This window comes from Micromonospora sp. HK10 (assembly GCF_000982955.1).
Classification (GTDB): Bacteria; Actinomycetota; Actinomycetes; order Mycobacteriales; family Micromonosporaceae; genus Micromonospora.
This window is the reverse complement of sequence record NZ_KQ058888.1, coordinates 1-20,722: the sequence shown is the minus strand read 5'-3', so window position 1 is coordinate 20,722 and position 20,722 is coordinate 1. Positions and strand designations below refer to the sequence as shown.

Here is a 20,722-nt window from a genome sequence, read left to right as displayed (position 1 = left end):
CCGGTGCTGCGAGCCCCGCAGCCGGGAACGGCGGGAGCACCGATGAAACCGCTGGGCGTCGTCACCCGCGGGACGACCAATCCCAACCGGCTCCGCCGGGTGGACAACTGGATCGTCGAGACCTGCGGGGACGCGCTGCGGGCCGCCGCCGACCCGCTCGTCGTCGACCTGGGCTACGGCGCCTTCCCGGTCACCGCCGTGGAGCTGCGGGCCCGGCTCGCCGCCGGGGTCCGCGCCGACATCCGGGTGGTCGGGCTGGAAATCGATCCGGTACGCGTGGCCGCCGCCCAGCCGGCCGCCGACCCGCCCGGCCTGACCTTCGCCCGGGGCGGCTTCGAGCTGGCTGGCCTCCGGCCCACCCTGGTCCGGGCGTTCAACGTGCTGCGCCAGTACGACGAGAGCGAGGTCGCCGAGGCCTGGCGTACCGTCACCGGGCGGCTGGCCCCCGGCGGGCTGCTCGTCGAGGGCACCTGCGACGAGCTGGGTCGGCTCGGCGCCTGGGTGCTGCTGGACGCGGCCGGCCCGCGCACGCTGACCCTGGCCGCGCGGCCGACGGCCCTGGAGAGCCCGGCCCAGCTCGCGGAGCGGCTGCCCAAGGCGCTGATCCACCGCAACGTGCCCGGCGAGCCGATCCACGACCTGCTCGTCGCCCTGGCCGACGCCTGGCAGGCCGCCGCCGGCTACGCCCCGTTCGGCCCCCGCGACCGCTGGACCAGGACGGTGGCCGCCGTCAAGCAGGCCGGCTGGCCCGTCCTCGACCGCCCCCGCCGCTGGCGTCTCGGCGAACTCACCCTCCCCTGGCCCACCATCGCCCCCACCTGACCTCCCCCAAGGTGGGGTCAGATGGTGCAGTTGATGAGGACGGGTTCCGGGTGGAGGGTGACACCGAAGCGGGCGTGGACGCCGTCCCGGATCTCCCGGGCGAGGGCGACCAGGGCGGCGGTGCCGGCGGTGCCGCCGCGGTTGGTGAGGGCGAGCGTGTGCTTGCTGGAGATCGCCACCCCGGCCGGACCCGGGTAGCCCTTGCCGAAGCCGGCCTTGTCGATCAGCCAGGCGGCACTGATCTTGACCCGGTCCCCCGGGCAGGGCCAGTTCGGCGGGTCACCCAGGTCGCCGACGCGCTCCCGGAAAAGCTCGTACGCGGCCCGCTCCAGCACCGGATTCGTGAAGAACGAGCCGACCGAGCGGGTGTCCGGGTCGTCCGCGTCGAGCACCATGCCCTTGCCGGCGCGCAGCCGCAGCACGGTGGCCCGGGCGTCGGCCAGCGGCACCCGGTCGCCGACCTCGACGCCGAGCGCCCGGGCCAGTTCGGCGTAGCGCACCGGGCCGGAGAGCGGCACACGGGTGAGCCGGAAGTCGACGGAGAGCACCACCCAGCGGTCGCTGTACTTGAAGATGCTGCCCCGGTACGCGAACCCGCAGTCCTCGGCCGCGATCCGGACCACCGTCCGGTGGCTGCGGTCGTACGCCTCGACGGCGACGATCGTCTCGGCCACCTCCTGGCCGTACGCGCCGACGTTCTGGATCGGGGTGGCGCCGGCCGAGCCGGGGATGCCGGACAGGCACTCCAGCCCCGACCAGCCGTGCTCGACGGTGGCCGCCACCAGGTCGTCCCAGGGCTCACCGGCCTGGACGCGTACGGTGACGGTGTCGGCCTCCTCCGTGACCACCCGGTAGCCCCGGGAGCGGATCAGCACGACGGTGCCGGGGAAGCCCTGGTCGCCGATCACCACGTTGCTGCCGCCGGCGAGGACCAGCACGGGGTCCTCCCGCAGCTCCGCTTCCCGCACCTTCTGGACGATCTCGTCCGCGCTGGCGGCGGTCTCCAACCGGCCGGCGGGGCCGCCGAGGCGCAGCGTGGTGTAGCGCGCCAGGGTGGCCGGGTCGGCCGGGTCGGCTCCGGTCGTCGGTTCGGCGTAGACGTCTGACACGCCTCTCACCCTAGGCTGAGGGGTAGCCGCGGCACCCACTGGTGGCCCGGTCACCCCCGGGAGGATGGCGATGAGCAGATTGCACGGCACGAAGGACTTCTGGATCGGCTCGTTGCGGACGGAGGCACCCGCCTTCGCCGCCGCCGTTGCCGAGGCGCCCCCTGAGACACCGGTGCTCTCCTGTCCCGGCTGGACGGTCTCCGATCTCGCGCACCACCTCACCCGGGTCTACGTCTGGGCCCGGACGGTGCTGACCGCGGGGACCACCACCCGGCCGGAGCGGCACGACCCGGAGCCGCCGGCCGGCCTGGCCCCGGCCGACTGGTACCGGCGCGAGTTCGACCAGCTGATGGTGCTCTTCGAAGGGCTGGATCCGGAGGCACCGGCGTGGAACTTCGCGCCGCAGCCGAAGAAGGCGGGCTTCTGGCCGCGCCGGATGGCGCACGAGACGGCGGTGCACCGCTGGGACGCCCAGCTGGCGATCGGCGCGGGTGAGCCGATCGAGGCCAAGCTCGCGGCCGACGGGGTGAGCGAGGTGCTGGACACCTGGCTGCCGGCGGGGCGGCGGATCACGCCCGGCCAGTGGCAGGGAGTAGTGCAGTTGAGCGCGACGGACGCCGCCCAGGACTGGTACCTGCGGCTGCGCGGCGAGGGGGTGGCGCTGCTGGACACCGCGACCATCCTCGACCACGACGACCACCACGCCCGGGTGCAAGTCACCGGGACGGCCAGCGACCTGCTGCTGGCGGTGATGGGCCGGATCAGCTTCGACGCCCTCGGGGTGGCCGGTGACCAGCGGCTGCTGCAGGGTCTGCGGGTGGGCTGAGGTCGCCTCGGCGTACGCCCTGCGGGAGTGGCCCGACCCGGCGGGGACGGCCACTCCCCGGCGCGTTCCGGGTGTCCGAATCGGCCATCCCGACGGGCACCTGCGGGCCGCGCACGACGGCCTCGCCCGCGGCGCCGACCTGCGCGGCGATCTCGTATGGTCGGTGCTGGACAACTTCGAATGGGCCGAGGGTGGGCTGTGACGAGGCGGTGGTAACGGGGATGACGACGGCACAGCGGCCCACCCTGGAGGCGGTGGCGAGACGGGCGGGCGTGTCCCGCGCGACCGTGTCCCGGGTGGTCAACGGCTCCACCACCGTCGCGGAACCGATCCAGCAGGCGGTCCGCCGGGCGGTCGAGGAGCTGGGGTACGTCCCGAACCTCGCCGCCCGCAGCCTGGTCACCCAGCGCACCGACTCGGTCGCGCTGGTCCTGCCCGAGGCGGCCACCCGGGTCTTCTCCGACGACCAGGTCTTCCCCGGCATCATCCGCGGTGCCGCGCAGGAGCTGGAGGCGGCCGACAAGCAGCTCGTGCTGATGCTGGCCGGCTCCCCGGCCGGGCACGAACGGGTCGAGCGCTACACCACCGGCCGGCACGTCGACGGGGTGCTCTTCGCCTCGCTGCACGGCGAGGACCCGCTGCCCGGCAGGCTCGCCCGGCTCGGCATCCCGGTGGTGTGCAGCGGCCGGCCGCTGGACGGCGCCGAGGTGCCCTACGTCGACGTCGACCACGTGGGCGGGGTCGCCCGGGCGGTCCGCCACCTGATCGGGAACGGTCGCCGGCGGATCGCCACCATCGCCGGGCCGCAGGACATGGTGGCCGGCATCGAGCGGCTGATCGGCTACCGGGACACGGTCGCCGCGGCCGGCCTGCCGGAGTTGGTCGCGTACGGCGACTTCACCCGGGAGTCCGGCAGCGCGGCCATGCGCCAACTGCTCGCCGCCGACCCCGGGCTGGACGCGGTCTTCGCGGCCTCCGACCTGATGGCGCACGCCGCCCTGCGTACCCTGCGCGAGGCGGGCCGGCGGGTGCCGCAGGACGTCGCCGTGATCGGCTTCGACGACATCGAGACGGCCGCGTACACCGAGCCGCCGCTGACCACGATCCGGCAGCCGATCGTCGAGTTGGGCCGGGCGATGACCCGCCAGTTGCTCCGGATCGCCGCCGGGGAGCAGGTCGAGCAGGCCCTCCTGCTCCCCACCGAGCTGGTGCTCCGCGACTCCGCCTGAGCGGCCGGACGGGCCCGCTCAAACGCCTCGCCGGCTCGGTGGTGCGGGCGCTACGGTCGGCCGGTGACCGACACCGTGCGCCTGATCCGGGCGGCCCAGCTCTCCGACGTCGCCGAGTACGCGTACGCGGCCGAGGTCGTTCCGCCCGCCCGACTGGTCTTCACCGCCGGCGCCTGCCCGCTGGACGCGCAGGGGCGCACGGTCGCCCCCGGCGACCCCGCCGGCCAGGCCCGCCAGGTGATGGCCAACCTGGCCGTCGCGCTGGCCGCCGCGGGCGCCCGGCTCACCGACGTCGTCAAGACCACGGTGTACGTGGCCAGCGGCAACCGGGCCGACCTGGTGGCCGCCTGGGAGGTGGTCCGGGACGCGTTCGGTGACCACGACGTGCCCAGCACCCTGCTCGGGGTGGCCGTGCTCGGCTACCCCGACCAGCTCGTCGAGGTCGAGGCGGTCGCCGCGGTCCGGCCGGAGGTCGCCTGAGTGGCCCCCCGCCCCGCGCCACGGTAAACCCGTCGCCACCGGGCGGGCGACGGATCTAGGGTCGGCCGGATGACCGACCTGATCAGACCCGCCCGCCCCGAGGACGCGCCCGGTGTCGTGGCGCTGCGCGCGCTCGTCTACCCCTACCTGGTGCGCGGGGTCGAGTCGACCCGACGCATGATCGCCCAGCCGCCGCCCGGCGAGGACTGGGCGGCCTGGGTGGTGGAGACGGACGGGCAACTGGTCGGCTGGGCGTCGGCGTACCGCAACACGCAGACCTCGACGGCCGGCGTGGGGGAGATCTCCACCCTGCACGTCCACCCGGCGCACCGGCACCGCGGCGCCGGCACCGCCCTCTTCGACGCCGCCCTCGACCACCTACGGCGGACCGGCGCGACCCGGGTGCTCACCCACTGCCGCGCCGAATCCCTGCCGTTCGCCCAGCGGCACGGCTTCACGCCCAGCCGCGAGCTGCGCTACTCCGCGCTCGACCTCCGGCCCGCCCCGCCGCTGCCCGAGCCGCCGCCGGGCGTACGGCTGCTGCCGGCCGCCGAGGTCGACCCGCGGCGGATCCACCGGGCGGACGCCGAGTCGTCGCGGGACGAGCCGGGCGACGTGCCGACGGATGTGCTCGGCTACGACCTCTGGCAGCACGAGGTCTGGGACAACCCGGGCCTGGACCGGCAGGCCAGCACGGTGGCCGAGGTGGCCGGGGAGGTGGTGGCGCTCAGCCTGGTCAAGCGGGACGGTGACCGGATGTGGTCGGACTTCACCGGTACCGTGCCGGAGCACCGGGGCCGAGGGCTGGCCCGGTTGACCAAGCAGGTCGCCCTGCACCGCGCCGCGGCGACCGGGGTGCGGACGGCGTACACCTCCAACGACGAGGCGAACGGGCCGATGCTGGCGATCAACGCCCGGCTCGGCTACCGGCCGGTGGACAGCCAGTGGTCCTGCCGCCGGACGCTCAGCTAGAGCCCGCCGGCGACCCGCACGGCGGTGCCGTAGGTGTCCGCGCCGAAGAGCACCAGCCGGGCCTCGGTGACGTGCGCCGGGGTGGCCGCGTGCAGCACGGTGAGCGCCTGGCGGACCGCGTCGTCGACGGGCCAGCCGTAGATGCCGGCAGAGATCAGCGGGAAGGCCACGCTGGTGGCGCCCAGCTCGTCGGCGACCGCCAGGCTGTTGGCGTAGCAGTCGCGCAGCAGCGCCGACCGGTCCTCGCGTGGGGAGAAGACCGGCCCGACGGTGTGCACCACCCACCGGGCCGGCAGGTTGCCGGCGGTGGTGGCGACCGCCTGGCCGGTGGGCAGGCCCCGGCCGTAGCGGGAGGCGCGCAGCGCCCGGCACGCCGCCAGGATGGCCGGTCCGCCGGTACGGTGGATCGCGCCGTCCACTCCGCCGCCGCCGAGCAGCGAGGAGTTGGCGGCGTTGACGATGGCGTCGACCTGCTGGGCGGTGATGTCCCCGGCGATCAGGACGGTCTCCACGTCACCCCTCCTCGACGGACTGCCCGAGCGACCGGCGGGCCAGCAGGGCGGCGCCGGCGACGGCGGCCGGCATGATGAGCACCGCGCCGAGCGGGATCAGGAAGCAGACGAAGACCGCTGTCCCGAAGCCCAGGGCGGTGGGCCGGTCGGCCTTCAGTATCGACCGCCGCTGCGGCAGCCGCATGCCACGCCGGTAGAACGGCGCGCCGACCAGCTCCAGCGCCAGGAACCAGCCACCCACCAGCGCGCCGACCACCGGCACCACGGTCTGCCCGAGCACCGGGATGAAACCGGCCGCGAAGAGGGGTACGCCGATCAGCGCGGAGAGGGCCACCAGGCGGAGCGAGTCCACGATGCTGCGCCGCAGCGACGCCCAGAACGGCACCTCGACGGCGCCCGGGGTGCCGCCGAGCCGGTCCTCGACCCGCTCGGAGATCTTCTCGTAGAACGGGTCGCCGATGGCCAGGGTGACGGCCGTGAAGGCGAGCACGCCGAGCAGCCCGGCCAGCCCCACGACGGCCAGCCCGGCCACCACCCGGACGAGCCCGCGGGCGGTCCCCGACCAGTCGTCCGCGAACGGGGTGACCAGCGCGGCGAGGTCGTCCACGAAGTACAGCAGGGTGGCGAACGCGGCGATGAAGAGCACCCCGGAGATCAGTGCCGGCACGATCCCGAGCAGCATCAGCCCGGGATCCCGCAGGTAGAGGCGGAGCCCGCGCAGCAGCAGGCCGGCGCCGGCGAGAAAGCGGGTGGCGGCGCCGGTCACGGGCGCGGCGATGCGGGGTACGTCCACGATGGCAGAGCCTAGTGGCCGGCCGCACGGTCGACGGGCAGCCGTCGGCGAGGACCGCGGTGCTCCCTGCGGGCCGGCGTGGGAAGCCCTTGACCCGTGGCGTCACCGAGACAACCATCAGAACGATGGGCGTCGATACACGGGGGATGTCGATGAGGAAACGCATTGCCGGTCTGGCCATCGCTGCGCTCGCCGCCACCTCGGCGGCGCTCGTCATGGTGCATCCGGCGTCCGCCACGGGCGGCTGTGCCGCGACGATGCCGCTCGGCGGCCACTACGTGTCAATGGTCATCGGCGAACTCACCGTGGCGAGCCTGGGCCGGTCACTGCCCGAGTGGACGCTCGAATTCCGGCTCCGCTATCCGAGTGAGCAGATCAAGAACATCGACGGCGTGCGCTGGGAGCAGCACGGCGATCAGGTCACGGTGCGCAGCCTGCCCGGCGCCGGGCTGCCGGCCGACCGGCCGGTGTCCTTCCGGTACGTCATGACCGACGGCGTCAAGCACGGCGACCAGCGGTTCTTCACCCTGAACGGTGTCCCGTGCGGGAGCGTGCTGCCGCCGGCGCCGTCGCCCTCGTCATCCATCCCGCCAGGTTCGGCGAGCCCGGGTCCGAGTTTCTCACCGAGTCCCCCGCCCGACCCGAACCGGCCGGTCGTGCGGATCACCCGGCCCGAGGAGGGTGACCACTTCTTCGCCCCGGCGACGATCACGGTGGAGGCCACCGCCACGCCCGCGCCGGGCCGGCGGATCACCCGGGTGGAGTTCTTCCACACCGACGACTCGCCGGATTCGGCTCCGTTCGCGATCGACACCACCGCGCCGTACACCGCGCAGTGGCACGATGTGCCGGCCGGCGGATACGCCTTCATGGCCGTGGCGTACGACGACCAGGGCGCGAGCCGGAGCGGAGAAAACGCCCCGTTCGTCCGGGTACTCACCCCCGGCGAGGAGCGGCAGGCGCCGTACCCCTCCGTGGTGCGGGACCGGCTCTGGGGCATCTCCCCCGTCATCGACTCGGTGACTCCGCTGGAGCTGACCCCGCTCGCGCGCAGCGGCGCCGAGGCCCGATGCGTGCAGGGACGGGGCATCTGGGACGGACCGGTCGACGCGGGCGCCGTGGCCCGGCTGGCCGCACGCGGTGTCCGGGCGGTCTACCTCGCCCTCAACGAGGCCTGCTGGCTCGGCCTGCCGTACGTCGACGCGCGCTACGGGGGCGAGCCCTACCAGCAGGAGGTCCTCGCGTACACCCAGCGGCTGGCAGCCGCCGGAATCACGCCGATCGTCGGGCTCACCTGGAGCGAGGGCCGCTACACCGGGCCGGGCGCGACGTGCCGGGACGAGCGGGCGGTCTGCGCCAAACCGATGCCGGACGCCGCCCACGCCCTCGACTTCTGGCAGAGCGTCGCTCAGCTCCTCGGCACGGGGGCAGTGGTGTACGACCTGTTCACGGCCCCCTACCCGGACCGGGCGATCGGCGATCCGGCCGGCGCGTGGGCGTGCTGGCGAGACGGCGCCGAGGCGTGCTCCGCACTCGGCTATCCGGCGGTGGGCATGTGGTCGATGTACCTCGCCGTCCGGAGCGGTTCCTTCGGGGTGCTGCTCGCTGGCGGCCTGCGCGGCGGCAACGACCTCTCCCGATGGGCTGCGTACGTGCCGGAGGACTGGTACTACAACATCGCTGCGGGGTGGCGGCCGGCGGCATCCGGTGGCTGTCGGCCGCCGGTGCTGGCGCAGGCGCCCGTCGTCGTCACCACCACCTGCCGCTAGCCCTCTACCGCAGAATGGTCGGGTGCGGGCCGCCCGGTTGATCTCGTTGCTCCTGCTGCTCCAGGCACGGGAGACGATGACCGCCGCCGAGCTGGCCCGCGAGTTGGAGGTCTCCGAACGCACCGTCTACCGGGACGTGCTGGCGCTCTCCGCGGCCGGCGTGCCGGTCTACGCGGACCGGGGCCGGGCCGGCGGCTACCGGCTGCTCGGCGGTTACCGGACCCGCCTGACCGGGCTGACCCGGGACGAGGCGGAGGCGCTCTTCCTGGCCGGGCTGCCCGGGCCGGCCGGCGACATGGGGCTCGCCGACGCGGTGGCGGCGGCCGAGCTCAAGGTGCTCGCCGCGCTGCCGCCCAGCCTGCGGGACGCGCCGGCCCGGGCCGGGCAGCGGTTCCACCTGGACGTGCCGGGCTGGTTCCGGGCGTCCACGCCACCGCCCTGGCTGGCCGAGCTGGCCCGGGCCGTCTGGCGGGACCTCGTGGTCGAGCTGCGCTACCGCCGGGGTGAGCGGGAGGTGGCGCGCACCGTCGAGCCGTACGGGCTGGTGCTCAAGAGCGGTGTCTGGTATCTGGTCGGCCGGGTCGGTGACGGCTGGCGGACGTACCGGGTGGACCGGGTGGTCGGCGTCGAGGTGGGCGAGGCGATGTTCGCCCGGGACGGCGGCTTCGACCTAAGGGCGTACTGGCGGGAACAGGCCGAGGCGTTCCTGCGGGGCATGCTGCGCGCCGAGGTCACCGTCCGGCTCAGCCCGGCGGGCCTGCGCGCGCTGCGGCACGTGGCGGAGGCACCCTTCGCGTACCAGGAGGCGGTGGCCGGGGCCGGCGAACCCGACGGGCAGGGCTGGGTGGTGACCCGGCTGCCCGTCGAGTCCGTGCCGGTGGCGTACGACGTGCTGCTCCGGCTCGGCCCGGAGGTGGAGGTGCTCGACCCGCCCGAGCTGCGGGCGCGCTTCGCCGAGGCGGCCCGCCGGTCGGCGGCGCTCTACCGGGACCCGCCCGCGCCACCGGCCACGGGGTCAGCCGTGACCGGTGCGGCCCGCCGACTTACCGGGCCCCGGTCAGCGGTAGCCGGTGCGGCCGCCGACTTCCCAGGCCCGGGTCAGCGGTAGCCGGTGGGGTCCGCCGGCTTACCGGGTGCGACCACCTCGTCGTGGTAGCGGGCCCAGTGCGGCTGGCTGCCGTCGAGGTCGGTGAAGCCGTACACCTGGGCCAGGCCGCCGCTGTCCACGGATTTGCCGTTCCAGCGGGCCCGGTCCGGATCGGCGGCCAGGGCGGCCACCGCGCGCCCGACGAAGGCCGGCGTCTCGGACATGATGAAGTGCGGCTCCTTCGCCGCGCCGTCGCGCCAGGTGGCCTCGGTGACCCCGTAGTGCTCCAGCATGGCCTCGGAACGCAGCCACCCGGGGGTGAGCGCGACCGCCGTGCACCCGTGCGGCGCCAGCTCGTGCGCCTGGGTGAAGGCGAGCCGGTTCACCGACACCTTGGCCAGGTCGTAGAAGACCGAGAGCCGGTACGTGGTGTCGTTGTACTCCTTGGTGCCGTCGCCGATCTCGACGACCAGGCCACCCGGGTTGCGGATCAGCAGCGGCAGCGCGAAGTGGCTGGTGATGATGTGGGTGTCCACGGCCAGCCGCAGGGTGCGGAAGCCGGCATCGAGCGGCTGCTCCCAGACCGGCTTCTCCCAGGTGATCAGCGGGTCCGCGCCCCAGATGTCGTTGACCAGCACGTCGAGCCGGCCCTGTTCGGCGTCGATCCGCTGCACCAGGCGGCGTACCTGGTCCGGGTCGAGGTGGTCGACCACCACGGCGATGCCGGTGCCGCCCGCGGCAGTGACCAGTTCGGCGGTCTCCTCGATGGTCTCCGGGCGGCCCATCTCCGAGGGCCGCTCCCGGCTGGTGCGCCCGGTGGCGTAGACGGTGGCCCCGGCGGCGCCGAGCTGCACGGCGATCTGCCGGCCGGCGCCCCGGGTCGCCCCGGCGACCAACGCGATCGTGCCTTCCAACGGTTTCGTCATGGCTGTCACCGTGCCACCGATACCTGACAGCCGAAGTCTGGTTTCCGGAGTGATCTCGATCGGCCATGATGACCGGCATGCACCTGCTGCTCTCCGGGATCGTCGGCTCGGTCGCGTACGGGTTGGCGGGGCCGGACTCGGACGTGGACCGGATCGGCGTCTTCGCCGCGCCGACGGTCGCCTTCCACGGCCTGCACCCGCCGCAGGAGTCGGTGGTCACCACCGGCCCCGACCTGACCCTGCACGAGGCGGGCAAGTACGCGCGGCTGGCGTTGAGCGGCAACCCGACCGCCACCGAGCTGATGTGGCTGCCCGACGAGTGCTACGAGACCCGGACCGGGCTCGGAGAGCGGCTGATCGGGATCCGCACGGCGTTCCTCAGCGGTCCCCGGGTCCGGGACGCCTACCTCGGCTACGCCGCCCAGCAGTTCCGCAAGCTGGCCGGCCGGGATTCCACTGTCGGCGGTCGGCGCCGCTCGGCGAAGCACGCCCGGCACCTGGCCCGCCTGCTGCACCAGGGGCGGGTGCTCTACGCGACCGGGGTGCTGGAGATCCGGCTGGCCGACCCGGAGTGGTTCCGGGCCTTCGGCGAGCGGGTCGCCGCAGGCGCGCTGGACGAGGCGGAGGCGCTGGTCGCCGCCGCCGAGCGGGACTTCGACCGGATCCGCACCCCGTTGCCGGAGCGGCCCGACGAGGAGACCGTGGAGCGCTGGCTGCTGGCCGTCCGGGCGGCGCACCTGCCGCCGGAGCCGCGCCGCGACTGACGCCCGCCGCGACCCGCGTGCCGGAACCCGCCGAGCGGCGGCGCGGCGCGTCGGGCACCGGCCGCACCGCCGGTCAGCAGCGGCAGCGGCAGCGGCAGCGGTCAGTCCACCAGCCGCACCCGGACCCGGCGGTTGGCCCGGCCCTTGCTCTCCACCTTGACCACCTGCACCTTGCCGATCTGGGCGGTGGAGGCGACGTGGGTGCCCCCGTCGGCCTGCACGTCCAGCCCGACGATGTCGACGATCCGCACCTCCTGCTCCTCCGGCGGGATCAGGTTGGACTGGGTACGGATGATGTCCGGCAGGACCAGCGCCTCTTCCCGGGGCAGCACCCGGACGGCGACCGCCCGGTCAGCGGCCACCTCGGCGTTGACCAGTTCCTCGATCCGGGCCTTGAAGTCCGGCGGCACCTCGGGCAGGTTGAAGTCCATCCGGGCCTCGCCGGGCTCCATGTTGCCGCCGGTGACCAGCGCGCCGAAGTCGCGGAACACCACGCCGCAGAGCACGTGCAGCCCGGAGTGGGTACGCATCAGCATGGTGCGCCGGGCGTCCTCGACGGCGCCCGTGACGGCGGTACCGACGGGTGGCAGCGGGTCACCCTCGGCCGGGATCAGCCACAGGTCGTCGCCCTTGCGGGTGCCGACGATGCGGGTCTGCGCCCCCTGCCAGAGCAGCACCCCGTGGTCCGGCGGCTGCCCGCCGCCGCCCGGGTAGAACGCCGACCGGTCCAGCACGATGCCCTGCTCGGGATCGGCCGCCAGTACCGTGCACGCCCACTCCCGCAGGGTGGGGTCGGCGAGGTCCAGTCGGTGCGTACGGCCGTGATGTGTGACACCCATGACCGGGGAGGTTACCCGTTCAGGAAGGTCGAGATCCGCTCCCGCAGGTCAGCGCGTTCCGTCCAGAGCACGCCCGGCCGGTCGTACACGTGCAGGGAGGCCTGCGGGAGCGCGGCGGCCAACTGCTCGGCGACCGCCACCGGGTGCAGGTCGTCGCCGGCGCACCCGATCACCAGCGCCGGCGCGGTCACCGCGGCGAGCGCCCCGGCGTCCCGCAGCGGGGCCTGCTCGGGCAGGCTGGCCAGCCCCGGGGCGAGCCCGTCCCGGAGCAGCTGGTCCAGCCGCTGCCGCAGGTACGCCCACCCGGCGGGGGTGTTGCGCACGGACGGCGGCAGCTCCAGGGCCACCACGTCGGCCAGCGCGGACGCGTCGCCGTCGGCGACGGCGTCGAGCAGCCCGGTCAGTCGGGACCGGGCGGCCTCACCGCGCGGGGTGTCCAGCACGGCAGGTAGGAAGAAGACCAGCCGGTCGAAGCGGTCCGGGCTCTCGGCGAGCAGCCGGCAGAGCGCGCCCGCGCCGAGGCTGGCCCCGAAGGCCCGGCCGGCCCCGCCCAGGTCGGCGATGGCCCGCAGGTCGCGGGCCAGGTCCAGATAGGTCCACGGGCCGGGCGGCGAGTCGGAGCGGCCGTGCCCGCGGAACTGGAAGAAGATCCGCCGGCCGGTGACCCCGCTGCCGAACGGGCGGGTGGTCGCGATGCCGTTCCCGAGCCCGTGCGCGAACACGGTGACCGGGTCACCGGCACCGGTGACCAGCCGTTCCAGCCGTACGCCGTGTGGGGTGGCGACCAGTTCGGTCTCCGGCTCGGGCAGCGCCGGCCGGCCGGTACGCGGGGCACCGGGCCCGGGGCCCCAGGTGCGGGGCCCGCCGTCCGGTGGTGGTGGCCAGCGGAAGCCTCTCACCAGGAGGAGCCTCGGCCGTCGTGCAGGTCCCGTAGACCGGGCCGGACGTCCAGCAGGTAGATGAGCGACGCCGCGATGCCGACCAGGCCGAAGATGCTCAGCACGCCACCGAAGCCGAAGCCCAGGCCGGGAAGCGTGAACAGCAGGCAAATCGCCAGGATGGCGATCCAGCCGCCCTTGGGCAGGGTGCCGATCGCGGAGAACCCGTCGGAGCGCTGGGTGATCGCGTGCACCAGCGAAACGGCCTCGATGACCAGGGCGAAGACGAGCAGGATCAGCTCGATCACGAAGCGGACGTCGTGGTAGAACAGCGGCGCGGCGTAGGCCATGACGGCAAGCTTATGCCGAGACCCCGGCAACGTCCGACAGGACGCCGTCCGGGGTCTCGGTCCAGCTTCGACTCACTCGGCGGCGGGGCGGGTCCGCTTCGTGGTCTTCGGCAGCTTCGCCGACGGCGTGGCCGGCTTCGCGGCGGTGGCCTTGGCGGCGGTGGCCTTGGTGGCCCGGGTCCGCTTCACGGTGGCCGGCTTGGCCTCGACGGCCTCGGCCACCTCGGCCGGGGTGGGCACCTCGGCCTGGGCCGGCACCTCGGCCGCCCGGGCGGTCTCGACGACCGGGGTGGTCGCCTCGGTCGCCTCGATGTCGGCGTTCACCGTGTCGGCGGCCTCCAGCACGCCGGCGCCGACCACCCGCTCGCCCCGGGCCACCAGCTCGGTGTACGCGGCCAGGGCCCGGGCCTGGGCGGCCTGCGCGCCGGCGAGGGCGCGCTCCTGGGCGGCCTGCGCGCCGGCCAGCACGGCGGCGGCGTTGCGGGCGGCGGCCTCCCGGAGCTTGTCCAGGTCGAGGTCGCTCGACTCGGCCTTCTCGCGGAGCCCGGCCGCGGTCAGGTTGGCGGTCTTCAGCGTGTCGGTCGCCTTCTGGCGCAGCTCGACGCCGGTGACGACGGCCTTGCCACCGAACTCGGCGACGACCCGGGTACCCAGGTCGCTGACCACGGTGGGCAGCTTGCGGAGCTGCTCGAGGGCCAGCTCGCCGGCGCCGGCGGCGGCGTAGAGCGGGGCCGGGATGCGGTTGGTCTTCGGCTGGGTCATGACTTCTCCTCTTCGGCCGCACCGGCGGCCTCGCGGGCCACCCGGTGGGTGGTCTCCTTCTCGGGGGTGGTGGCGGTGGTCGGGGCGGGGGCGGCGCCGGCCTCGGTGACGGCGACCGACTCGAGGACCGCCTCCGTCGGGGTGCCCTCCGCCGTCGTGGGGCCGGTCGCGGCCGGCGTCACGGTGGCCGGGGCGGGTTCCGGGCTGGCCGGCTCGGTCGCCGGCCGGGTGGCGGCGGTGGCCTCGGCGAGCCGGGCGTTCTCCCGGCGGAACGTCTCGTAGATCTGGGTGAGCGACTGCTTCTGGGCCATGGTCAGTTCGGGGTCCACGGCGATGGCCGCGAGCACCCCCTGGCCCTCCTTGTCGTCCAGCAACCCGGCCCGCAGGTACATGGCCGGGGTGGAGACGCGCAGGGCGCTGGCGAGCTGCTGGAGCACCTCGGCGCTGGGCTTGCGCAGACCGCGCTCGATCTGGCTGAGGTACGGATTGCTGACGCCCGCCTGCTCGGCGAGCTGGCGGAGCGAGATCTTCGCGTTGCGGCGCAGGTCGCGAATGAACCCGCCGACGTCGGGAAGGTCCTTACCGGTGGCCATGCCTCCACGCTAACTCGATCCGCTAGCTGCTGCAAGCAAAGTGCTAGCTACTAGTTAGCAACGTCTCAGCTATCCGCTTGCGCGCCCACCGTCCGGTCCGTAGCGTTTCCGCGTGCCCAAGATCGAAGTCAACAATGCCCAGCTCGCGTACGACGAGGCGGGCAGCGGCAGCCCGGTGGTGCTGCTGCACGCCGGCATCGCCGACCGGCGGATGTGGCGACACCAGATGTCCGCGCTCGCCGACCGGCACCGAGTGATCGCCCTCGACCTGCGCGGCTACGGCGACTCGGAGCTGCCAGTCACCCCGTTCGCCCACCACGACGACGTGATCGGCCTGCTGGATGCCCTCGGGATCGAGCAGGCGGCCCTGGTCGGCTGCTCGTTCGGCGGCAAGGTGGCGGTGGACACCGCCCTCGCCCATCCGGCGCGGATCACCGCGCTGGCCCTGCTCGGCGCCGCGGTCTCCGGCAACGAGTGGTCCGAGGAGACCGAGCAGGTCTGGGAGGACCTGGTCGGCGAGGTGGACCCCGAGGACTTCGCGGCCACCGCGGCCGGCGAGGTGCGGTTCTGGGTGGTCGGCCCGCACCGCCAACCAGCGGACGTCGACCCCGAGCTGATCCGGTTCGCCGAAGAGATGGACCGCCGGGCGCTCGCCGCCGAGCAGGCGCTGAGCGCCGTGGAGGCGGGCGAACTCGACCCGCCCGCGATCGACCGGCTGGCCGAACTGTCGATGCCGGTGCTGGCCACGGCGGGCGCGGACGACATCACCGACATCCGCCGGCTGGCCGACCGGATCGCCGCCGAGGCGCCCCAGGGGCTACGACTGCCGGACGTCCCGGACGCCGCCCACCTGCTCCCGCTGGAGCGCCCCGAACCGGTCAACGCCGCCCTGCTCGACTTCCTGCCCTGAGCCGCGCCGCAGAACCCGCTCGGCTGCCCGCGTCCACCGGCCCGGCTCTGCCTGATGCCCCGCCCCGGAGCGGGCGGCCCGCGGCCCGGTCCCGACCTTGGCTGATGCCCGCCCGGAGCGGGCGGCCCGCGGCCCGGTCCCGACCTTGGCTGATGCCCGCCCGGAGCGGGCGGCCGACGGCCCGATTCCGGCGATGCTCGCTGCCCTCCCGGAGCGGGCGGCCTTCGGCCCGTTCCCGACCTCGCCTGATGGCCCCGGCCCGGGCGGGCGCGTAAGAGCGATATGCCGCTGAGGCATGAATATGCCTCTGAGGCATATCGCTTTCGGGCAGTTGCCCGACCGGAACCGGCGGGCGGCCGCACCGCTGGGGCGCCGCCCCGGGGCAGCCGCCCGAACGCAACCGGCGAAACCCGCACCGCTGGCGCGCCGCCCCCGGGGCAGCCGCCCGAACGCAACCGGCGAAACCCGCACCGCTGGCGCGCCGCCCCCGCGGCGGCCGCGCGAACGCAACCGGCGAGCCCCGGCACCGCTCGCCCGCTTCCAGGCGGCCACCGACCGGAGCCGGCGGATGGCCGCACCGCCGCCCCGGGGCAATGAACGCGACAGGCCGGCAACGGACCCGACGGCAGGGCTCACCAGACCGGGCGGACCGCCCCCACTGGCAGGCCGCCGCCGAGGAGCGGCAGTTCGGCGTACTCGATCAGCACCGGTGCGTCGACGCCGAGCCGGCGCAGCGCCGACACCAGCACCGGCATCCGGGCCCGCCCGGCGCCGTCGTCGATCTTGAGGGCGACCGCGCCGGCCCCCGGGACCGCCGCCGCGATGACCCCCTCCGCGCCGACCTTGGCCAGCAGCCCGGGTACACCCCGCATCAGCCGGGTGTCGTCGGCCTGGGTGCCGCCCACCAGCTCCGGGTACGCCCGCATCGCGTCGGCCACACTCCGCTCGACGGTGCCCGGCTCGGCGGTCACCAGGCGCAGGAAGGCCCGGGCCAGCCCGGTCAGCGACACGGCGAGCACGGGTGCGCCGCAGCCGTCCACCCCGACGGCCGCCGCCCGCTCCCCGGTCAACTCCTCGATCGCGGCGGCCAGCCGCTGCTGGAGCGGATGCTCGGGGCGCCAGTAGCCGTCCAGCGGCCAACCGGCGGCCAGGCAGGTGAGCAGCATCCCGGTGTGCTTGCCGGAGCAGTTCATCAGGGTCCGGGTCGGGCCGCCGCCGGCGCGCAGCACCGCCTCCCGGGCCGCCTCGCCGACCGGCAGGTCGGGCGGGCAGTGCAGCGCCTCCTCGGTCAACCCGGCACCGCGCAGCAGGGCGGTCACCCGCTCGACGTGGAACTCCTCGCCGGCGTGACTGGCGGCGACCAGTGCCAGGTCGGCCGGCTCGGTCAGCGGCAGGCCGGCCCGGAGCATCCCGATCGCCTGCATCGGCTTGTTGGACGACCGGGGGAAGATCGGCGAGGTGCCGTCCCCCGCTCCGGCCACCGGCGCGCCGTCGGCGTCCAGCACCGCCACGGAGCCCCGGTGCACGCCCTCCACGAAGCCGGACCGGACCACCTCAACGAGCGGTACGCCGCCCTCGTACGTCTTTCCCACGAGGTGGACGGTACCGACGGAGCCGGCGGGCGCGGCACCGGGGTGACCAGGGGCGTCACCCGAAGGTGTACAGGGGTGCCGGGCGGGGCGTGGCTTACAGGCCGAGCAGCGCGCGGGCCTCGGTGGTGGTCAGCGGCGGGCGCTGCGCGAGCTGGGCGAAGCCGACCGCGCGGGCGACCAGTTGCATGTTCGACTCGACCGGCTGCCGCTTGGCGTAGCTGACCGTGTCCTCCATGCCGACCCGGAGGTGGCCGCCGGCCGACAGCGAGGCCAGCATGACCGGGATGGTGCTGCGGCCGATGCCGGTGGCCGAGAAGGTGGTGCCCTCGGGCAGGTCACGCAGCATCTGCTCGGCGGCGACCAGGGTGGCCGTGGTGCCCGGCATGCCGCCCGGCACCCCCATCACGAAGTCGACGTGCACGTGCCCGCCGTGCGGCAGGCCGTACTTGCCGAGCAGCCGCTGGAGGGCGGTGAGGTGGCCGAGGTCGAAGATCTCGTACTCGGGGACCACGCCCTTGTCCTGCATCCGGGTGTGCAGGTCGACGATGAACTCCCAGCGGTTCAGGAAGACGTCGTCGCCGAAGTTGACCGTGCCCATCGTGCAGGAGGCCATCTCCGGACCGGCGTCCAGCACGGCCAACCGGTCGGCCTCCGGATCGGTCACCGCACCCCCGGAGGAGAGCTGCACGATCAGGTCGGTGCTCTCCCGCAGCGCCGCCACGGTCTCCCGCAGCCGGCCCTGGTCGAGGGTGGGCTTCGCCTGGTCGTCGCGGATGTGGACGTGGATCACGGCGGCGCCGAGCGCCTCGCACTCCTTGGCGGTCAGCAGCAGCTCGTCGAGGGTCACCGGTAGCGCCGGCACCTCCGCCTTGGCCGACTCCGCGCCGGTGGGGGCAACCGTGATCAACGTCCCTGTGGTCATGCCCGGGATCCTAGACCGAGGGTCGGCCGCCGGTCGACGGCCATCGGGCGCGTCGACGGAAGAAACATGGAGCTGGGTGCTCCGGACCGGAAAGTTTCCCGCTCTGGGTGGCTCAGGCGGGATCGATGGCGGCGGCCGACTCCCCGATCATCAGCCGGGCGTCGTCCGCGACGTTGCGCTTGACCACGGCCAGGGCAATCTGGCCCAGCTCGTGGTGGTGCACCGCGGTGCCGACGAAGCCCACCGTCCGGCCGTCCAGGGTGACCGGCGTGCCGGCGGCGGGCGGCTGGTCCGTGGCGACCCCGTCCAGGTGCAGCAGGACGAGCCGCCGCGGCGGCCGGCCCAGGTTGTGCACCCGCGCCACCGTCTCCTGCCCCCGGTAGCAGCCCTTGTCCAGGTGCACGGCCGGGCCGACCAGGTCCACCTCGGCCGGGATGGTCCGGTGGTCGCTGTCCACCCCGATCCGGGCCCGCCGGGCAGCCACCCGGATCGCCTCGTACGCCCACAGCCCGGCCACCGGCACGCCGGCGCCGCGCAACTCGTCGACCACCCCGGCCATGGCCGGGCGAGGCACCAGCAGGTCCACGCCGAGCGCCACCCGCCGGGCCCAGCCGCCAACCGGCAGCGGCTTGACGTCGTACACCACGCCGGGGCGCGGCGGCAGCTCGCCGGAGCGGAACTTCGGGCCCGGCACCGCGACCAGGTCGGGCGCCGCCAGCCCGGTGACGCCCAGGGTCTCGAGCGCCCCGGCGGCGTCCGGCCCGACCAGCGACAGCACCGCGTGCTCCGCGGTGACGTCGCGCGGGTCCACCTTGCTGAAGAAGCGCATCTTCTCCAGGTACGACAGCAGGCCGCCGGTCATCCCGGGCTCGGTGTCCAGCCAGGTGGTCTCACCGTCCTCGGTGACCATGGCGTGCTGCTCGACGTGCCCGTGCGGGGAAAGGACCAGCAGCTCGGTGCCCTGCCACGGGCGCAGCCCGGCCAGGTGCTGGCTGGTCAGCGTGTGCAGCCAGCTGATCCGCTCCTCGCCCGGGACCGCCACCACCCCCCGGTGCGAGCGGTCCACCAGGCCCACGCCGGTGGCCAGCGTGCGCTGCTCGCGCATCGGGTCGCCGTAGTGCGCCGCCACCGGGCCGACCCCGGCGGCCCGATGGGCCGGCTCGGGCTGGTCCCGGGTCTCCTCGTCGATCGCCTCGGCAGCCACCGCGCCCGCGATGTCGATCACGTCGTCCCCCCGTCCTCGCACTGGCCGCAGACGCCGAAGAGCGCCACGTGCCCGATGTCCACCCGGAATCCCCGCTGCGCGGCCAGCCGGTCGGCCAGCGGGCGGAGCAGCTCCGGATCGATCTCGTCGATCCCGCCGCACTCCCGGCAGACCAGGTGGACGTGCTGGTGCTCGCCGGCCGCGTGGTAGGTCGGCGAGCCGTGCGACAGGTGCGTGTGGGTCACCAGCCCGAGCCGCTCCAGCAACTCCAGCGTGCGGTAGATGGTGGTGATGTTCACCCCGGCGGCCACCTCCCGCACCGCCGTGTGCACCTGCTCCGGCGTGGCGTGACCCAGATCCATCACGGCCTGGAGCACCAACTGCCGCTGCGCCGTCAGCCGCAGCCCACGGGAGCGGAGCAGTTCCGCCAGGGAGGATTCGGACACCGTCCGATCATAGTTCGGCCGCCGCGCCACCCCGACCGCCGAGGTGGTACGCCACTACGCTCGACGGTCGTGGTGACATCGCGGGTGGCCGTGCTGGGGCGGGGCGTCGTACCGGCCGGCGAGGCGGTGCTGCGCGGCGACGACCGGGGCGTGCTGCACGGCGACGGGCTCTTCGAGACCCTGCACCTGCGCGGCGGCGAGCCGTGGCTGCGCGACGCCCACCTGGACCGGCTGCGGGCCGGCGCGGCCGCGATCGAACTGGACCTGCCGTCCACCGGCGCGCTGGCCGAACTGCTCGACGTGGTACGCGCCGGATGGCCGCCGGAGGTGGAGGGGGCACTGCGGCTGGTCTGCACCCGGGGGCCGGAGGGCGGCGGGCCACCGACCGTTTACGCCACGCTGGGCGAGGTGCCGGCGGCGGCGAAGCGGGCCCGGCGGGACGGGGTGACGGTGGCCACCCTGCCGCTCGGGGTGGCCGCCCGGTCCCGCCCCGAGCTGGGCTGGCTGCCGGCAGGGGTGAAGTCCACCTCGTACGCGGCGAGCACCGCCGCCCGCCGCTGGGCCGCCCGCGCCGGGGTGGACGACGTGCTCTGGGTCTCCACCGACGGGTACGCCCTGGAGGCGCCCACCGCGAACCTGATCTGGCTGGCCGGCACCACGCTCTGCACGGTGCCGGCGGCGACCACCGGCGTCCTGCCCGGCGTGACCGCCCACTGGCTCCTCGAGCACGCGGGTGAGCTGGGCCTGCGAGCCGAGGAACGCCTGGTCACCCCGGCGGAGCTGGCGGCGGCGGACGGCGCCTGGCTGACCAGTTCGCTCCGCGGCCCCGCCGAGATCCGCTCCCTCGACCACACCCCCCTCCCCCACTCCCCCCTGACCCCCGCCCTCCTGGCCCTCACCGCCTTCCCCCCGCCGCCCGCCGAGCCGCCCTTCCCCC

The 20,722-nt window shown here is 74.7% G+C and carries 23 protein-coding genes and 1 pseudogene; 11 read left to right on the top strand and 13 right to left on the bottom strand.

From position 1 onward, the window contains the following. Positions 1-42: 42 nt before the first annotated feature. A complete protein-coding gene (locus LQ51_RS27825) occupies positions 43-822 on the top strand; it encodes a hypothetical protein (protein WP_046570798.1) in 780 nt (259 codons plus the stop codon). 17 nt (positions 823-839) lie between these two features. On the opposite strand, the gene LQ51_RS27820 is transcribed toward LQ51_RS27825, so the two are convergent. Beyond that, positions 840-1,931, bottom strand: coding sequence for a UDP-N-acetylmuramate dehydrogenase (locus LQ51_RS27820; RefSeq protein ID WP_046570796.1), 1,092 nt, complete (start codon positions 1,929-1,931; stop codon positions 840-842). 70 nt (positions 1,932-2,001) lie between these two features. Here LQ51_RS27820 and LQ51_RS27815 point away from each other — a divergent pair, with 70 nt between their 5' ends. The 5 genes and pseudogenes from LQ51_RS27815 to LQ51_RS27795 all read left to right on the top strand — a co-directional run bounded on the left by LQ51_RS27815 (position 2,002) and on the right by LQ51_RS27795 (position 5,438). Further along, positions 2,002-2,757 (top strand): maleylpyruvate isomerase family mycothiol-dependent enzyme, encoded by a 756-nt coding sequence (locus tag LQ51_RS27815; RefSeq protein WP_046570831.1) that lies wholly within the window; start codon positions 2,002-2,004, stop codon positions 2,755-2,757. A gap of 76 nt (positions 2,758-2,833) precedes the next feature. After that, positions 2,834-2,950: pseudogene (locus tag LQ51_RS33085) on the top strand (family 1 glycosylhydrolase); the annotation flags it as partial. A 28-nt stretch (positions 2,951-2,978) separates the two neighbouring features. After that, complete coding sequence (locus LQ51_RS27805) at positions 2,979-3,986, top strand: LacI family DNA-binding transcriptional regulator (RefSeq protein WP_046570829.1); 1,008 nt, start codon at positions 2,979-2,981, stop codon at positions 3,984-3,986. Between the two features lie 75 nt (positions 3,987-4,061). Continuing rightward, entirely contained in the window at positions 4,062-4,466 is a 405-nt protein-coding gene (locus tag LQ51_RS27800) for a RidA family protein (protein WP_197087937.1), read from the top strand. A 69-nt stretch (positions 4,467-4,535) separates the two neighbouring features. Next, complete coding sequence (locus tag LQ51_RS27795; RefSeq protein ID WP_046570791.1) at positions 4,536-5,438, top strand: GNAT family N-acetyltransferase; 903 nt, start codon at positions 4,536-4,538, stop codon at positions 5,436-5,438. Here the strand turns inward: LQ51_RS27795 and LQ51_RS27790 are convergent. Beyond that, positions 5,435-5,950 (bottom strand): O-acetyl-ADP-ribose deacetylase, encoded by a 516-nt coding sequence (locus LQ51_RS27790; protein ID WP_046570789.1) that lies wholly within the window; start codon positions 5,948-5,950, stop codon positions 5,435-5,437. The genes LQ51_RS27795 and LQ51_RS27790 overlap by 4 nt on opposite strands. Position 5,951: 1 nt before the next feature. Continuing rightward, positions 5,952-6,743: an EI24 domain-containing protein gene (locus LQ51_RS27785; protein ID WP_046570788.1), complete on the bottom strand. Its 792-nt coding sequence runs from the start codon at positions 6,741-6,743 to the stop codon at positions 5,952-5,954. A gap of 152 nt (positions 6,744-6,895) precedes the next feature. Between LQ51_RS27785 and LQ51_RS31560 the strand changes: the two genes are divergently transcribed. Both LQ51_RS31560 and LQ51_RS27775 read left to right on the top strand, forming a co-directional pair. Continuing rightward, a complete protein-coding gene (locus tag LQ51_RS31560) occupies positions 6,896-8,512 on the top strand; it encodes an Ig-like domain-containing protein (RefSeq protein WP_156313265.1) in 1,617 nt (538 codons plus the stop codon). 22 nt (positions 8,513-8,534) lie between these two features. Further along, positions 8,535-9,620: a helix-turn-helix transcriptional regulator gene (locus LQ51_RS27775; RefSeq protein WP_082159695.1), complete on the top strand. Its 1,086-nt coding sequence runs from the start codon at positions 8,535-8,537 to the stop codon at positions 9,618-9,620. Here LQ51_RS27775 and LQ51_RS27770 read toward each other — a convergent pair. After that, positions 9,611-10,525: an SDR family oxidoreductase gene (locus tag LQ51_RS27770; RefSeq protein WP_046570785.1), complete on the bottom strand. Its 915-nt coding sequence runs from the start codon at positions 10,523-10,525 to the stop codon at positions 9,611-9,613. The two genes, LQ51_RS27775 and LQ51_RS27770, sit on opposite strands and share 10 nt — an antisense overlap. A 77-nt stretch (positions 10,526-10,602) precedes the next feature. On the opposite strand from LQ51_RS27770, the gene LQ51_RS27765 reads away from it, so the two are divergent. Beyond that, entirely contained in the window at positions 10,603-11,289 is a 687-nt protein-coding gene (locus tag LQ51_RS27765; RefSeq protein WP_046570823.1) for a nucleotidyltransferase domain-containing protein, read from the top strand. A gap of 101 nt (positions 11,290-11,390) precedes the next feature. Here the strand turns inward: LQ51_RS27765 and LQ51_RS27760 are convergent, their stop codons facing one another. The 5 genes from LQ51_RS27760 to LQ51_RS27740 all read right to left on the bottom strand — a co-directional run bounded on the left by LQ51_RS27760 (position 11,391) and on the right by LQ51_RS27740 (position 14,711). After that, positions 11,391-12,128 carry an alanyl-tRNA editing protein gene (locus LQ51_RS27760; RefSeq protein WP_046570784.1) on the bottom strand — a complete coding sequence of 246 codons (738 nt, stop codon included), beginning with the start codon at positions 12,126-12,128 and terminating at the stop codon, positions 11,391-11,393. Between the two features lie 11 nt (positions 12,129-12,139). Then, on the bottom strand, positions 12,140-13,027 hold the full coding sequence (locus LQ51_RS27755) for an alpha/beta fold hydrolase (RefSeq protein ID WP_046570782.1): 888 nt from the start codon (positions 13,025-13,027) through the stop codon (positions 12,140-12,142). Next, a complete protein-coding gene (locus LQ51_RS27750; RefSeq protein WP_046570780.1) occupies positions 13,024-13,356 on the bottom strand; it encodes a DUF2516 family protein in 333 nt (110 codons plus the stop codon). Before LQ51_RS27750 ends, LQ51_RS27755 begins: the two co-directional genes overlap by 4 nt. A gap of 72 nt (positions 13,357-13,428) precedes the next feature. Beyond that, positions 13,429-14,118, bottom strand: coding sequence for a hypothetical protein (locus tag LQ51_RS27745; RefSeq protein ID WP_046570778.1), 690 nt, complete (start codon positions 14,116-14,118; stop codon positions 13,429-13,431). Next, positions 14,115-14,711 carry a helix-turn-helix domain-containing protein gene (locus LQ51_RS27740; RefSeq protein ID WP_046570776.1) on the bottom strand — a complete coding sequence of 199 codons (597 nt, stop codon included), beginning with the start codon at positions 14,709-14,711 and terminating at the stop codon, positions 14,115-14,117. Before LQ51_RS27740 ends, LQ51_RS27745 begins: the two co-directional genes overlap by 4 nt. Before the next feature lie 112 nt (positions 14,712-14,823). Between LQ51_RS27740 and LQ51_RS27735 the strand changes: the two genes are divergently transcribed. Next, positions 14,824-15,621, top strand: coding sequence for an alpha/beta fold hydrolase (locus LQ51_RS27735; RefSeq protein WP_046570774.1), 798 nt, complete (start codon positions 14,824-14,826; stop codon positions 15,619-15,621). Positions 15,622-16,253: 632 nt separating this feature from the next. Here LQ51_RS27735 and LQ51_RS27730 read toward each other — a convergent pair. The 4 genes from LQ51_RS27730 to LQ51_RS27715 form a co-directional block, all read right to left on the bottom strand. After that, positions 16,254-17,213, bottom strand: coding sequence for an asparaginase (locus LQ51_RS27730; protein ID WP_046570772.1), 960 nt, complete (start codon positions 17,211-17,213; stop codon positions 16,254-16,256). A 94-nt stretch (positions 17,214-17,307) separates the two neighbouring features. Further along, positions 17,308-18,135 (bottom strand): beta-keto acid cleavage family enzyme, encoded by an 828-nt coding sequence (locus tag LQ51_RS27725; protein ID WP_046570771.1) that lies wholly within the window; start codon positions 18,133-18,135, stop codon positions 17,308-17,310. A gap of 112 nt (positions 18,136-18,247) precedes the next feature. Then, positions 18,248-19,360 carry a CAF17-like 4Fe-4S cluster assembly/insertion protein YgfZ gene (locus LQ51_RS27720; RefSeq protein WP_046570770.1) on the bottom strand — a complete coding sequence of 371 codons (1,113 nt, stop codon included), beginning with the start codon at positions 19,358-19,360 and terminating at the stop codon, positions 18,248-18,250. After that, complete coding sequence (locus tag LQ51_RS27715; RefSeq protein ID WP_046570821.1) at positions 19,357-19,785, bottom strand: Fur family transcriptional regulator; 429 nt, start codon at positions 19,783-19,785, stop codon at positions 19,357-19,359. The genes LQ51_RS27720 and LQ51_RS27715 overlap by 4 nt, the downstream gene beginning before the upstream one ends. Before the next feature lie 69 nt (positions 19,786-19,854). On the opposite strand from LQ51_RS27715, the gene LQ51_RS27710 reads away from it, so the two are divergent. Next, positions 19,855-20,722: aminotransferase class IV (locus tag LQ51_RS27710; RefSeq protein ID WP_156313264.1), on the top strand; the 868-nt coding region annotated here is incomplete at its 3' end.